11 protein-coding genes are annotated in these 13,641 nt (G+C 57.8%); 7 read left to right on the forward strand and 4 right to left on the reverse strand.

The window, feature by feature from the left end; all coding sequences use genetic code 11:
• Window positions 1-434: 434 nt before the first annotated feature.
• From RBB47_RS09160 to RBB47_RS09170, 3 genes are all read right to left on the reverse strand, one after another.
• On the reverse strand, window positions 435-1,181 hold the full coding sequence (locus tag RBB47_RS09160; RefSeq protein ID WP_305985476.1) for a copper homeostasis protein CutC: 747 nt from the start codon (window positions 1,179-1,181) through the stop codon (window positions 435-437).
• On the reverse strand, window positions 1,178-2,104 hold the full coding sequence (locus tag RBB47_RS09165; protein ID WP_305985477.1) for an ROK family protein: 927 nt from the start codon (window positions 2,102-2,104) through the stop codon (window positions 1,178-1,180). Before RBB47_RS09165 ends, RBB47_RS09160 begins: the two co-directional genes overlap by 4 nt.
• A gap of 209 nt (window positions 2,105-2,313) precedes the next feature.
• Window positions 2,314-3,195, reverse strand: coding sequence for an N-acetylmuramic acid 6-phosphate etherase (locus tag RBB47_RS09170; RefSeq protein WP_305985478.1), 882 nt, complete (start codon window positions 3,193-3,195; stop codon window positions 2,314-2,316).
• Window positions 3,196-3,393: 198 nt separating this feature from the next.
• Here RBB47_RS09170 and RBB47_RS09175 point away from each other — a divergent pair, with 198 nt between their 5' ends.
• From RBB47_RS09175 to RBB47_RS09205, 7 genes are all read left to right on the forward strand, one after another.
• On the forward strand, window positions 3,394-4,155 hold the full coding sequence (locus tag RBB47_RS09175) for a GntR family transcriptional regulator (protein WP_305985479.1): 762 nt from the start codon (window positions 3,394-3,396) through the stop codon (window positions 4,153-4,155).
• A gap of 4 nt (window positions 4,156-4,159) precedes the next feature.
• Window positions 4,160-5,200, forward strand: a complete 1,041-nt coding sequence (locus tag RBB47_RS09180) for an SIS domain-containing protein (RefSeq protein WP_305985480.1) — start codon at window positions 4,160-4,162, stop codon at window positions 5,198-5,200.
• Window positions 5,197-6,348 (forward strand): N-acetylglucosamine-6-phosphate deacetylase, encoded by a 1,152-nt coding sequence (gene nagA / locus RBB47_RS09185; protein ID WP_305985481.1) that lies wholly within the window; start codon window positions 5,197-5,199, stop codon window positions 6,346-6,348. The genes RBB47_RS09180 and nagA overlap by 4 nt, the downstream gene beginning before the upstream one ends.
• Window positions 6,349-6,613: 265 nt before the next feature.
• Window positions 6,614-7,171: a 2-oxoacid:acceptor oxidoreductase family protein gene (locus tag RBB47_RS09190; RefSeq protein ID WP_305985482.1), complete on the forward strand. Its 558-nt coding sequence runs from the start codon at window positions 6,614-6,616 to the stop codon at window positions 7,169-7,171.
• Window positions 7,172-7,182: 11 nt separating this feature from the next.
• A complete protein-coding gene (gene porA, locus RBB47_RS09195; protein WP_305985483.1) occupies window positions 7,183-8,448 on the forward strand; it encodes a pyruvate ferredoxin oxidoreductase in 1,266 nt (421 codons plus the stop codon).
• Window positions 8,445-9,464 carry a thiamine pyrophosphate-dependent enzyme gene (locus RBB47_RS09200; RefSeq protein ID WP_305985484.1) on the forward strand — a complete coding sequence of 340 codons (1,020 nt, stop codon included), beginning with the start codon at window positions 8,445-8,447 and terminating at the stop codon, window positions 9,462-9,464. Before porA ends, RBB47_RS09200 begins: the two co-directional genes overlap by 4 nt.
• A complete protein-coding gene (locus RBB47_RS09205) occupies window positions 9,461-11,098 on the forward strand; it encodes an NAD(P)-binding protein (RefSeq protein ID WP_305985485.1) in 1,638 nt (545 codons plus the stop codon). Before RBB47_RS09200 ends, RBB47_RS09205 begins: the two co-directional genes overlap by 4 nt.
• A gap of 17 nt (window positions 11,099-11,115) precedes the next feature.
• Here the strand turns inward: RBB47_RS09205 and RBB47_RS09210 are convergent, their stop codons facing one another.
• Window positions 11,116-13,551 carry an FAD-dependent oxidoreductase gene (locus RBB47_RS09210; RefSeq protein ID WP_305985486.1) on the reverse strand — a complete coding sequence of 812 codons (2,436 nt, stop codon included), beginning with the start codon at window positions 13,549-13,551 and terminating at the stop codon, window positions 11,116-11,118.
• Window positions 13,552-13,641 lie beyond the last annotated feature (90 nt).

The raw sequence follows: 13,641 nt of genomic DNA on the forward strand, positions 1-13,641 counted from the left end.
TTTCCGCAATGATTTTCTAAATTTAGTGTGCGTGCGCCCCACGCTGCGCGATCACGATTTTGCCATTATCGCACCACAATCTACCTTTTGAGTGTAATGCACATCACATTTTTCAGAGATGACGCTTACTTTCCGTTAATAAATGTGGTTTCCGGCTGGTCCTTCAAGATCAATCACCGTGACGTGACTGAATCCCTCCTGTTAAAAATATCTAAGTAATTCGATTACGTCTGTATTGGTGGACGTGAGTCCAATATTGAAATCACATTAGATGGTAACTTCATTTCAAATTCTGAGCAATCTAAAATGATGTCCTAGCGTTAATTGGCGTGCCGGAAATAAGCGCAGATTGACCACGGAAAAGATCGTGCCGAACGCCATTCAATCGCGACGGCCTAGTCTCGACTGTCTAAGCCCGGTGCTGGGACAGTCAGTTACTCAGCGTTTTCCAGATATGCGTCGATTGTTTTTCGCAGCGCCTGAACGCGACCGGCATCTGTCGACCTGGTTCCGGATTGCAGGACGAAGCCCAGTCTCGTTTCCGGTGTCTCCACTCTTGTGGAAGGTGAGACAGATGAGCAGGATGCGTGGAGTTCGTCGACACCGGCCCGGCTGAGTATGCGTTCGGCATTTTCCTGCGTCACGCCAGAGCCGGCCATGAGTGAAATGCGGCCGCGTGCGGATCTGACCGCTTTTTCGAGCACACCAAGTCCCTGATCGGCCGTCGGGCTCTGTCCTGATGTCAGGATGCGTTCGAACCCGAGATCGATGGCATCCTCGATGCCTTTTCCCGCATCAGCTAGCGTGTCAAAGGCGCGGTGGAGCGTTGCGTTCAGGATTGTTCCGCGCAATGCGGCGCCGAGAAACTCTCGATCAAGACGGCGATCCTGATCTGTCGCGCCAATAGCAATTCCGCGCAGTCCTTCCTGTTCAGCAGTCTGAATGTCACGAAGCATCAGCGTCTTTTCAGCGTCCGAATATCTGAAATCGCCAGACCGGGGTCTGATCATCGCGTAGACCGGAACCGGCAGTCTTGAGGCAGCGGCCATCATTCCGGCGGACGGGGTCAGTCCGCCTTCGGCAAGGGCCGCACAAAGTTCTATGCGGTCTGCACCGTTCTCAGCAGCGATCCATGCTCCTTCGATTGTATGGACACAGACCTCCAGCAACACCGTTTTCATTCCGCCAGACCTTCAAACATGCGGCGTGCAAAGATACCTGCGCCATGCAGACCGCCGTTTTCCGCGAACCGGCCTCGTACCACGAGCGGTGTTTGATAGCGGGCCAGTACGAGCGCACGCGTCTTGCGGTCGATGAGGTCGAGCAGCTCCTGATCGTTGGACAAACCACCGCTTACGGGAATGACGTCCGGCCCCAAGGTGTTCACAAGAACTGACAGCGCACGCGACAGCAGGGTTGAAAAGGCATCTATCGTGTCGGTCGCCGCCGGATCGTTCAGATGCCACGCATCCGTGATTTCCTTGCTTGTAAGCGAAATGCCGTGAAGCGATCTATGGATGCGCTCCATCCCGCGGGCGGAGCAGGTCGCATCGACGCACCCTATCTGTCCGCAGCCGCATTGGTAGTGGTCGATCCCTGACAATTGACCGCCTGCGCTTGGATCGATAACCGGCCCGTGTCCCCATTCGCCTGCCATTCCGCCGAAACCGGTGACGAGGTGACCATTGACGACAACGCCTCCGCCTACGCCAGTTCCCAGGATGATCCCGAAAACGACGGGTTTGTTCCGACCTGTTCCATCAACTGCCTCTGCAAGCGCGAAGGCATTCGCATCATTTATCACCGCAACCGGACGGCCGAGAGCGGTGGACAGTTCCTTTTCAACTCGCCGATTGTGCAAGCACGGAATGTTTGCGACGTCCGCGATACCCGTCCGGTCGTCGTAAGCGCCTGCGAGAGAGACCGAAACCGGACGGTTTTCTGTGCCGGCGCAATTCTCGACCGCCTGGACGAAGTCCGTCCAGCTGTGGCCAGGTGTTGCAACGCGGCCTCGTTCTGCAACCGTTCCGTCGGATTGCAGCACGCCGTGGCGGATGAAGGAACCGCCGATATCGAAACAGGTGACCATCGCCTGTTCAGTCACTCCTCAGATGGAACAATTTACGACCAAATATAATACCAATATGCAACCAATTTGCTGTGCAGTAAACCGGAAAATATGTTTCGGCCAACGCGACACCATTCCTGAGGCTCATATTGGATTGCGACGCCAGCAACGTTTCTGACAGGTCTGACCAAAGCGCGCCTCAGGTATGGACGCATACATGAGGCCGGACCCTAAAGGGACGCCGCCTACAGAAACGCCCGCAGGTTGCCATTGTGCAGGATCAGGGCATTTTCGGCTTCACCGACACTCAGATCTTCACGCAACATCAGGGCGGCCACCTTCACCCGACCGTTTGCCTGGCTGAGCGCATCAGATGCTGCTTCGGCGCTACAGTTCGTAAGGTCTTGAAGAATTCGCTGCGCGCGAGCACGCAGTTTCTCATTGTCGGCGACGAGATTGACCATATGCCCACGGACAGCGTGCCCCAACCGCAGCGCGACCAGGGTAGAGATCATGTTGAGAGCCACTTTTTGGGCGCTGGCAGCGCCAAGGCGTGTGGACCCTGCAATAATCTCCGGAGGCGTTTGCAGGAGAACAGGCTTATCGACTTCCTGCAGCAGCGGCGTATCGGCATTGTTGGCAATTCCGATTGTCACAGTTCCAGCGGTCTTTGCCGCGCGCACCACGCCGAGCGTATAGGGCGTCGAACCACTTGCCGACACACCGATCAGAACGTCATCTTTTCCGAGGCCGGCCGAGAGAAAATCATTCTTTCCGGCGTCGTCGTTGTCCTCATGTACGCCGGCAAGATTTAAGAGATTTTCAGCGCCGCCAGCATAGAGAATACGCATTCTTTCGGGCGGAAAACCAAAGGTCCCTGGTAACTCAAGGCAATCCGCGAGCGCTGTCAGACCCGCGCTTCCAGCACCTGCATAGCCTATCTTTTTACCTGCCTCCGCGGCCCTTTGCAGCGCTGTGGCTGCTTTTGCGATTTGCGGGATCGCCGAAGAGGCGGCATTGAGAGCCTCGATTTGCCGCTCCAGCAAAAGCGACAAGACGTCTTCGTCCGTCTTTTGGGAGAGGCCGATGGATTGCGGATCTCGGTCTTCGGTCGTCGGCAGTTTCATGTTCTGGAAACTCAAAAATTCAGGACATTCATAGCACGAAGCTTAAGGCTGCGAACATGCCCGGTTCGCCTTGGGAAAAGGGGAGGACTCGGGTTCTAAGGGTTGAGGTGGTTCCTTTTAACACTTGATTTTAGGTTTCGATAGAGTTTAAATTGGTATCTGAAAGGTATTATTTTTCGAGCCGAGGCGCCACCTTCAATGACGGATTTCATTTCCATGCTGGAAAACGGCGACTGGCTGGCAGGGTCGAGCGGGCCAAGATATCTGCTGCTGCGCCGGCGTATCCTTCAGGCAATTGATGACGGCGTCCTGAAAGAGAATGAGCCGCTGCCTTCCGAGCGCGAGATCGCGGCCATCACCGAATTGTCCAGAGTGACGGTTCGTAAGGCGGTGGCTGGCCTGGTTGAAGATCAGATTGTTGTCCAAAAGCGCGGCAGTGGTTCTTTCGTCGCTCCGAAAGTGCAAAAGGTTGAACAGCGCCTTTCAAGCCTGACATCGTTCAGCGAAGACATGGCGCGTCGCGGACTGGAAGCGAGCAGCGAGTGGCTGCGGCGCGGCCTGTTCCCGGCCTCCCCGGAAGAGATCTTTACCCTGGGTCTCACCTCTGGCCAGCGAGTCGCGCGCGTAGACCGGCTACGCAAGGCCGATGGCATACCAATGGCAATTGAGCGGGCGTCACTTTCTGAAACCGTGCTTCCGAACCCGGAGCAGGTCTCCACGTCTCTTTACGCAGTCCTGCGATCGTCGGGAATGCAGCCGGTTCGGGCCATTCAGCGCATTTCGGCAAGAAACCTCGAACAAATGGATGCGGAAATCCTTGGAGTGCCGGTCGGTTCCGCCGGCCTCAAGATCGAACGTGTCTCTTATCATGCGTCTGGCCATGTGGTGGAGTTTACCCGCTCCGTCTATCGCGGAGATGCCTATGATTTCATTGCCGAACTCCAAATCTCGGAAGACTAGTTTCATGGTTGCCACCAAGACGCAGACCACGCCCACCCACATGCGCCGGGAAATCGAGGAAATACCGCAGGCCGCGCGCCGGCTTCTGTCGGAGGCACACCCCAAGTTTCGTGAAATCGCGGGAAAGGCGGGGGCTCCTGTTTTCCTTGCAAGCGTCGCGCGCGGATCGTCCGACCATGCCGCTACATTTCTGAAATACGCCTCGGAAATTTATCTCGGACTTGCGATGGCGTCGCTCGGGCCATCGGTGTCCTCAGTCTATGGACGGCACGTCAAACTCGATCAGGCGCTGGTCATTGCGATATCGCAATCGGGTGCCAGCCCGGACATTCTGTCCGTTGTTGAAAACGCGACAGGGCAGGGCGCCGTGACGGTCGGTCTGACCAACACGGCCGAAAGCCCGCTTGCAAAGCTTTCAACGTCGGCGGTTGATATCTGTGCCGGACCGGAGAAAAGCGTCGCTGCGACAAAGACTTTCGTCAATTCCGTTCTTGCCGGACTGCTCCTTCTGGCTGAAATCGGGGGGGACGAAATCCTGCTGAAGGCACTTGAAGAGGTTCCGGGGCATTTTGAAAAAGCGATCGGTAAGGATTGGACCGCGTTGGCCGCGCCGATAGAGGCCAAGGGGTCTCTCTACGTGGTTGGACGTGGACCTGCCCTTGCCGTCGCGAATGAAGCGGCTTTGAAGTTCAAGGAAACCTGCCAGATCCACGCGGAAGCTTATTCTTCAGCTGAAGTCATGCACGGTCCGATCTCGATTGTCGAAAACGGGTATCCGGTGCTTGCGCTAGGCGTCCGCGATGCAGCGGAACAGGGATTAGCAGAAGCCGCCGACCGCATGGCTGCGCAAGGCGGTGACGTCTTTGCAACGACCGCCAAGGTCGTAAGAGCCCAACCTCTGGAATTTGAAGCGACAGCGCATCCATTGACCGATGCGATCGTCCAGATCGTTACGTTCTATGCCTTTATCGAATGGTTCGCCCGCGAGCGCGGCTTCAATCCCGATGTTCCAAAACATCTGAAAAAAGTCACCCAAACGGTATGACAGGAACAACTGCGTATAGGTGCCGCCAAGTCTTTGATGGCGAAACGCTCCATCCCGAAGCTGCTCTTCTGGTTGAGGGAGAGACTGTGGCGGGCATTTGTGCGGTTGTTGAGGTTCCTGAAGACTGCGCAATTAAAGATCTTGGTGACGGAATTCTCTCTCCCGGATTTGTTGATCTCCAGGTCAATGGCGGTGGCGGCTTGATGCTGGGCGACGTCAAGAGCGTGCACGATGTGGAGCGGATCTGCGCGGCGCATCTGCCGCTTGGAACGACAGCGCTGACACCGACGCTGATTACCGACACACCAGAGACGACACGCAAGGTCGTCGAACTGGGGATTGAAGCCTGGGAGGCGAAAGTTCCCGGCTTTCAGGGTCTGCATCTGGAGGGGCCGCATCTTTTCAAAGGTCGAAAGGGCGCTCATGACGCTGATCTGATCAGGCCAATGACGGAAGATGACCTTGCGCTCTACCTGTGGGCCGCCCTTCACCTGCCCAGCCTGATGATAACGGTGGCACCTGAAACGGTTTCGCCCGACCAGATCAGGTCCCTCGCAGAAGCCGGAATACGTGTCAGCCTTGGCCATAGCGGCGCAAGCTACCAGGCTTGCCGCGAGGCCATGGAGGCCGGCGCGACCTGCGTTACGCATCTTTTCAATGCGATGAGCCCCTTGCAGCACCGGGAACCGGGATTGGTGGGGGCCGCGCTCGACCTCGGCGGGCTGAATGCGGGTCTGATCGCGGACGGCGTGCATGTAGACCCGGCCGCTATTCGTGTCGCACTGAGATCCAAGTCAGGGCCGGGCCGAATTTTTCTTGTAACAGATGCCATGTCACAGACAGGAACTGATGTGACATCCTTTCACCTTGGCGGGCGGGAGATTTTCCGGCGTGACGGCAAGCTTACGCTGGCAGACGGCACGCTCGCCGGGGCCGATATCGACCTTCCGTCTTCAATCAGTTACCTGACGGCGACCGTTGGTCTGGATCTGGCATCTGCGCTTGCAATGGCGACCAGCTATCCAGCAGACGTCATCAAACGCCCCTTGGGCCGGTTGGCGAAAGGCAGCCAGGCGGATTTCTTGCGTTTGGATGACAAGGGCAAAGTTGGCGGCGTTTGGATTTCCGGTCACGAGATCGACGCGTAATCCAGCACTGCCACCCTGCACGAGAGCCCGGTGCCGGCCGCTCAGCGCGCGGGTGAGATCAACGGCTGCAGCCGATCCTTTTCAAAGTGGTTTCAAACCCAATCCGGACCGTTGGCGGGTCCGTACCCTGGCGCTTGCCGCATTCAAATACGTCCGTTGCCCTGGCTATTGCGTCAGGTCAATGTGAGCGCAGGCGAGCCGTCATAGCATTTCCCCCGTATCCGGCGCCCGGATGTTTCCCGGTATGTCTGGTGAGGGAGAGGTTATGTTTCAAGTGCGATTTCATGGCCGGGGTGGCCAGGGTGTGGTCACTGCTGCCGAACTCCTGTCGATCGCAGCATTCAAAGAAGGCAAACACGCCCAGGCTTTTCCGAGCTTCGGATCGGAGCGAATGGGAGCGCCCGTCGTTTCCTATTGCCGAATTGCCGAGGGTGAAATCCGGTCCCGTGAACCGGTATCCCACCCTGACGCCCTCGTAATCCAGGATCCGACCCTGATCCATTCCGTTGACCTGTTTTCTGGTCTGGATGGCAAGGGGTATGTGCTGATCAATTCAAAAAAGACTTTTGAGGATCTTGGCATAGCCGACTATGCGGCGGGCTTTCCGCACAACCATTTCCGGGATGTCGGCGCAAGCGAAATCGCCCTCAAACACATCGGCAGGCCGCTCCCGAATGCCGCACTGCTGGGCAGTCTTGCAGCCATGAGCGGCCAGGTTTCGATCGACGCGGTCACCGAGGCGATTTCCGAGAAGTTTCCGGGCCAGATCGGAGCGGCCAATGTCGCCGCTGCACGCGAGGCTTACGAAGTCGCGGCAGCATAGGAGAGAATGAAATGCTGAAACAGCTGGAAGGATCTGCTGCTGTCGCCCAGGCCGTTGCACTCTGCCGTCCTGAAGTTGTCTGCGCCTATCCCATCACACCGCAAACGCACATCGTCGAGGGTGTCGGTGAGCTGGTGAAGTCAGGCGAACTGACGAACTGCGAATACATCAATGTTGAGTCGGAGTTTGCGGCGCTCTCCGTTGCCATCGGAGCGTCCGCTGGCGGCGCACGCGCCTATACGGCCACGGCCAGCCAGGGACTGCTGTTCATGGCGGAAGCTGTCTATAACGCTTCAGGCCTTGGGTTGCCGATTGTGATGACGCTCGGCAACAGGGCGATCGGCGCACCGATCAACATCTGGAACGACCACACCGACGCCATGTCGATGAAGGACGCCGGATGGATTCAACTTTTTGCCGAAACCAATCAGGAAGCCGCCGATCTTCACATTCAGGCCTTTCGGCTTGCCGAAGAACTCAGTTGCCCGGTGATGGTCTGCATGGACGGCTTTATTCTGACGCACGCCTACGAACGGGTGGATATTCCCACACAGGAAGAGGTTGATGCGTTTTTGCCGCCTTACGAACCTGTGCAGGTTCTCGATCCGGCCGATCCCTATTCCATTGGGGCCATGGTCGGGCCGGAAGCTTTCACCGAAGTCCGGTATCTGGCGCATCGCAAGCAACTTCAAGCGCTGGACCTCATTCCCGAAATCGGCTCCATTTTCAAAGACGTCTTCGGACGCGATTCCGGCGGTCTCGTGCATCCTTATCGTACGGACGATGCGGAGACGATCTTCGTCGCGATGGGCTCCGTCAATGGCACAATCAAGGATGTCGTTGACGCAGAACGCGAAAACGGGCGCAAGGTCGGATCCGTATCCATCTGCTCTTTCCGGCCGTTCCCCCTTGAAGAGTTGAGGCTCGCGCTTGAGGGCGCAAAGCGGATCGTCGTCGTGGAAAAGAGCCTTGCGCCAGGCCTTGGCGGTGTTCTTGCCTCCAACGTCCGCATGGCGCTCAGGGAAGCGCCGCATCCTGTTCACACGGTCATCGCCGGTCTTGGAGGGCGTCCCATCACGATGAAGGGCATCGCGGAGGTATTGCAGTCCGCCGAGGCCGGAACCTTGCCGGACGTGACCTTCCTCAGTCTCGAAAAGGCGGTTGTCGAACGGGAGGTCGCCCGTTCGGCGGACATGCGCCATTCAGGTCCGACAGCAGAAAGCATCTTGAAAGCGATCCAGAACCGGTCGGCACAAGAACGGAGCAATGTGTCATGAGCGAAGAAACGGCACTCCAGCGGGTGAAGTTCTATCAGACAGGAACGCATACGGTCGGCAACCGCCTCATGGATGAGGAAGCGCGCAGCGTTCAGTCCTCCATCGATCGCTCCAATGCGATCACGTCCGGACACCGCGCCTGTCAGGGGTGCGGGGAGGCGCTCGGCGCTCGCTTCGCACTTGATGCCGCCATGCGGTCTGCCGAGGGCAATCTTGTTGCCGTCAATGCCACAGGGTGTCTGGAGGTGTTCACGACACCTTATCCGGAAACGTCCTGGCAGGTTCCCTGGCTGCATTCGCTTTTCGGAAATGCTCCCGCTGTCGCAACTGGCGTTGCTGCGGCGATGCGGCGCAAGGGCCGGGCTGCGACGAAAGTGATTGCACAGGGCGGCGACGGCGGCACCACAGATATAGGTTTCGGATGCCTGTCTGGAATGTTCGAGCGCAACGATGACGTCTTGTACATCTGCTATGACAACCAAGCCTACATGAATACAGGCGTACAGCGTTCCTCTGCAACGCCGCCTGCAGCCCGAACCGCGACGACACCGGCCGTGGGCGATGCCCCCGGCAATGTCTTCGGGACGGGCAAGAACATGCCGCTGATCGCCATGGCGCATAACATTCCCTATGTCGCCACAGCGACGGTCGCCGACCTTCACGACCTGGAAGTGAAGGTCACGCGGGCGATGAGCATGTCGGGATCACGTTATATCCACGTGCTCGTGACCTGTCCGCTCGGCTGGGGTTCGGCGACCAACCACACGATCCTGCTCGCGCGGCTTGCGGTGGAGAGTGGTCTGTTTCCGTTGTTCGAAGCGGAACATGGCGCGGTCGTGCGAACGCAGAAAATTCGCAGGAAAGTGCCGGTAGAGGATTACCTAAAACTGCAGAAACGTTTTGCCCATCTCTTCAAGAAGGGCGCTGAAGATACCGACCGGATCGCCGCGATCCAGCGCATGGCCGACGCGAACATCGACCGCTTTGATCTTCTCGGTGAAAGGACGGCACCATGACCCACGAGCTGCCATTTGCCATCACGCTCGATCCCAGCACCAGTCTCGCAAACAAGACCGGATCATGGCGCACGGAACGGCCCGTTTATCTGGATCGTCTGCCACCTTGCAACAATGCCTGCCCGGCCGGTGAGAACATCCAGAAATGGCTGTTTCACGCCGAAGAAGGCGATTATGAGCAGGCGTTTCAGGTCATCATGGAAGACAACCCCATGCCGGGTGTCATGGGTCGCGTTTGCTATCACACCTGCGAAACCGCCTGCAATCGCGGCCAACTCGACGAGCCGGTCGCGATCCACGCGATCGAGCGTTTTCTCGGACGTATGGCATTCGAGAAGGGGTGGAAGCCGGTTATGTCCGCGCAAGACACCGGCAAGCGTGTGCTCGTTGTTGGCGCTGGTCCAAGTGGTTTGAGCGCCGCCTACCACCTGCGCCGTTTCGGTCATGACGTGACAATCCGCGAAGCCGGACCGATGGCAGGCGGCATGATGCGTTTCGGCATCCCGAAATACCGTTTGCCGCGCGACGTGCTGGACTACGAGATCCAGCGTATTCTCGATACGGGTGTCAAACTGGAACTCAACACGAAAGTGGAAGATATCGAGGCGGCGTTCGCGGATGAGGGCTTCGACGCGGTCTTTGTCGCTGTCGGTGCGCACCTGGCGAAACGGATTGATATTCCAGCACACGCAGCCGGCAAGATCCTGGATGCGGTCAGCGTTCTGAAGGAAATGGAATCCGGCGGAGAGCCGCCAAAGCTCGGCCGCCGCGTCATTGTCTACGGCGGCGGAAACACCGCAATGGACGTCGCGCGCACAGCAAAACGTCTGGGTGTGGACGAATCCATGATCGTTTACCGCCGCTCGCGCAAGGAAATGCCGGCGCACGACTTCGAGGCGACTGAAGCGGAGGACGAGGGTGTCCTGATGCACTGGCTGCGCACGATCAAGGACATCGACGGGACCAGCGTGACGGTCGAGAAGATGGTGATCGACGAAAACGGACGGCCGCAGCCAACCGGCGAGTTCGAGACCATTGAAGCCGACACGTTGATTCTTGCTCTCGGACAGGATGTCGACACTTCGTTCCTGGAAAAGGTCGACGGCGTCGAGATCGCCAGGGATGGCGTCGTGACGGTCAACAAACAGATGATGACCGGGCGCAAGGGCCTGTTTGCCGGTGGCGACATGGTCCCGGCCGAACGCACGGTGACCGTCGGCGTCGGGCATGGCAAGAAAGCCGCGAGAAACATCGATGCCTGGCTCTGCGGCGAAACCTATCAGGCGTCGCAAAAGCCCGAACTTGCGGCCTTCGAGAACATCAATCCCTGGTATTATGACGATGCTCCGCAAAGTAAGCAGGACCAGCTTGATCCGGTGCGTCGGCAGACCGGTTTTGAAGAGGTTCTGAAGGGTCTGACAGAAGACAACGCGCTCTACGAAGCACGCCGCTGCCTGTCTTGCGGCAACTGCTTTGAATGCGACAATTGTTACGGCATCTGCCCGGACAACGCGGTCGTCAAGCTTGGCCCGGGCAACCGGTTCGAGTTCAACTACGATTACTGCAAGGGTTGCGGCCTTTGCGCTCTTGAGTGTCCATGCGGCGCCATCAAGATGGTGAAAGAAGGCAGCTAGAGCCTTTGCACGGGGCGTCAGCTTCGCATGCGAACATGGTCCGGATCGTAGGGAGACGGGCGGATGACCGTTGCGGCAATCCGCTCGCCGCAAAGATCTACTTCCATCATCGTCCCCTCGACTGAACGCTCAGGGTCGACAAAGGCGTAGGCGAGGTTCAGTCCGACCCTGTGTCCCCAGTCCCCGGAGGTAACCGTCCCGACAACCTCGTCGGCTGCCATCACGGACGCGCCACCATGTGCAGGCGCGCTGTTTGTCTCCAGGCTGAGCGTAACCATTTTCCTGGTCGCACCCTTGCTGACAAGATCCTCAAGTGAAGGCTTGCCGACAAAGTCATCCTTGGAAAGCTTCACAAACCGGTCAAGGCCGGTCTCAAAGGGATCGAATTCGGTCAACAGGTCCGCCTTCCAATGGAAAAATCCTTTTTCCATTCGCATGGATTCCACCGCGCGTGCGCCAAAGAGCGACAGACCGAATGGGTCCCCGGCTTTCCGAAGAGCAAGATAGGCAGCGTAGAGCGAGGCATTCGGCACGTGGATCTCGTAAGCCAGTTCCCCGGAAAAACTCACCGACATGACGGTCGCTGGTGCAAAGCCGACAAAACACTCCCGCACGCTCAGCCAGGGAAATGCCTCCTTCGACCAGTCGCCTCGTGCGCAGGCCGAAAGGACCTTGCGCGCATTCGGTCCTGCAAGCACCAGGATCGTCTGCTCGTTTGTGAGGCTTTTGATCTGAACATCTTCGCCCTCGCGAAGGTGTTGTGACAGCCAATCCATATCGTGGAATTCGCTGGCCGCTGCCGATCCGTACCAGATGCGCTCCGGGCCTCTGTCCGTTTTCGGCAGGTTGGCGATGGTCGCCTCGCATTTGATCCGGCCATGATGATTGAGCAGATAGGTAAGGCCCACGCGGCCTTCGCGCCTTGGTAGCGTTCCGCAAACCAGTCGGTCCAGAAAAACGTGACGGTCTGCACCGGTAATTTCAAACCTGTTGAAGCCGTTGACTTCGCACAGGCCAACATTGTCGCGAACGTTTAGGACTTCTTTCTGGATAACGTCGAAGGCCTCGTCGAAACTGAAGCTCAGGGACGGGTGGAAGTCTTTGTGCGGTTTGATGTAATCAACGCGCTCCCATCCGTTTACGACCGTGAATTCCGCGCCTTCTGCTTCCAGAACCGGCGTGAGCGGCGTGGTCTTGGCCGGGCGCCCGGCAGGCCGGTGCTCATGCGGAAAGTGGAAGCGGAATTCGTTCTGATAGTCCTCGATCGCCTTCAGGGACGTAAGTTCGACATTGGCGTGGCCGGTGAACCGGCGCGGATCAAGGCACCAGGTGTCGTAGCAGGCTTCTCCGTGGACGATCTGCTGGGCAAGTAGCCAGCCATGACCGCCACCTTCTCCGAGCCCGGCACGCAGGCCGATGATGCAGAAAGCGTTGCGTTTGCCGGGGATCGGGCCGACAAGCGGAGCGCCATCGATTGTGTAGGTAATCGGCCCGTTTATGACCGATCTGATGCCCGCTTCCATGAGCGCCGGCATGCGTTCGAATGCACCTTGCAATACGTCCATGATGCGGTCGAGGTCGTCCGGGCAGAGCGCATTGACGAAGTTTGGGTCAATCCCGTCCATCCCCCAGGTCTTGCACCCCTGTTCATAAAATCCGAGAAGCAGCCCGTTTTTCTCCTGGCGGCAATAGTAGTCGCTGATCGGGCATCTGATCAGCGGCATCCGATGGCCTGCTGAAACGATCTCCGGAATGTCCTCCGTCAGGAAGTACTGATGCTCCATTGAAGCCACCGGATGATGGACGTCCATCATTGCAGCAACTTCGTTGACACGGTAACCGCACGCGTTCACGACGATGTCGCAGTCGATATCTCCCTGTTCGGTGTGCACTGTCCAGGTGTCGTCGGCATGTTGGGTGAGGTCGGTGACTGGCGTGTTCCGGTAGATTTGTGCGCCGGCTTTCCGCGCGTGATAGGCGAGGGCCTGGCACAATTGCGCCGGATCGATATCGCCGTCGAGCGGATCCCACAGTCCACCCAGCAGATTGCCTGTCGAGACGAGCGGATGACGACGAGCGCATTCGTCCGCGTCAATAACCTCAAAGTGGACATCCATTCCGCGGGCCATTGAGGCGAAATGCCGATAGCCCTGCAACTGGGCTTCAGTGTTGGCAAGCCGGATCCCGCCGTCGCCATGGTGATAATTGATCGGATACTCAGGATTTTCGGCAAGTTCCTTGTAAAGCCTGATGGAGTGGGTCTTCAGCCCCACCATGGTCTGGTTCATACCAAAATTGGTGACCTGTGCGGCCGAATGCCAGGTTGTACCGCTGGTGAGTTCGTTGCGTTCAACCAAAACCACATCGTTCCATCCTTCACGTGTAAGGTGGAAGAGTGTTGAGCAGCCGGCGATGCCGCCGCCGATGACGACAACCTTGGTGCGCGATTTCATATGGGTGACTCCGGGGCCATGTTGAAATCGCATAGAGCAGCAGCGTATCGTAGCCGACAATACGGCGAGTGATAATTTCGAAAAATTGAG

The organism is Roseibium sp. MMSF_3544, assembly GCF_030732845.1.
Taxonomy (GTDB): Bacteria; Pseudomonadota; Alphaproteobacteria; order Rhizobiales; family Stappiaceae; genus Roseibium.

Bases quoted from the DNA above. Each gene is read 5' to 3' on its own strand.
- RBB47_RS09160 (WP_305985476.1), bottom strand. From the start codon at position 1,181: ATGAAAACGGTGTTGCTGGAGGTCTGTGTCCATACAATCGAAGGAGCA.
- RBB47_RS09170 (WP_305985478.1), bottom strand. From the start codon at position 3,195: ATGAAACTGCCGACGACCGAAGACCGAGATCCGCAATCCATCGGCCTC.
- RBB47_RS09175 (WP_305985479.1), top strand. From the start codon at position 3,394: ATGACGGATTTCATTTCCATGCTGGAAAACGGCGACTGGCTGGCAGGG.
- RBB47_RS09180 (WP_305985480.1), top strand. From the start codon at position 4,160: ATGGTTGCCACCAAGACGCAGACCACGCCCACCCACATGCGCCGGGAA.
- nagA (WP_305985481.1), top strand. From the start codon at position 5,197: ATGACAGGAACAACTGCGTATAGGTGCCGCCAAGTCTTTGATGGCGAA.
- RBB47_RS09190 (WP_305985482.1), top strand. From the start codon at position 6,614: ATGTTTCAAGTGCGATTTCATGGCCGGGGTGGCCAGGGTGTGGTCACT.
- porA (WP_305985483.1), top strand. From the start codon at position 7,183: ATGCTGAAACAGCTGGAAGGATCTGCTGCTGTCGCCCAGGCCGTTGCA.
- RBB47_RS09200 (WP_305985484.1), top strand. From the start codon at position 8,445: ATGAGCGAAGAAACGGCACTCCAGCGGGTGAAGTTCTATCAGACAGGA.
- RBB47_RS09205 (WP_305985485.1), top strand. From the start codon at position 9,461: ATGACCCACGAGCTGCCATTTGCCATCACGCTCGATCCCAGCACCAGT.
- RBB47_RS09210 (WP_305985486.1), bottom strand. From the start codon at position 13,551: ATGAAATCGCGCACCAAGGTTGTCGTCATCGGCGGCGGCATCGCCGGC.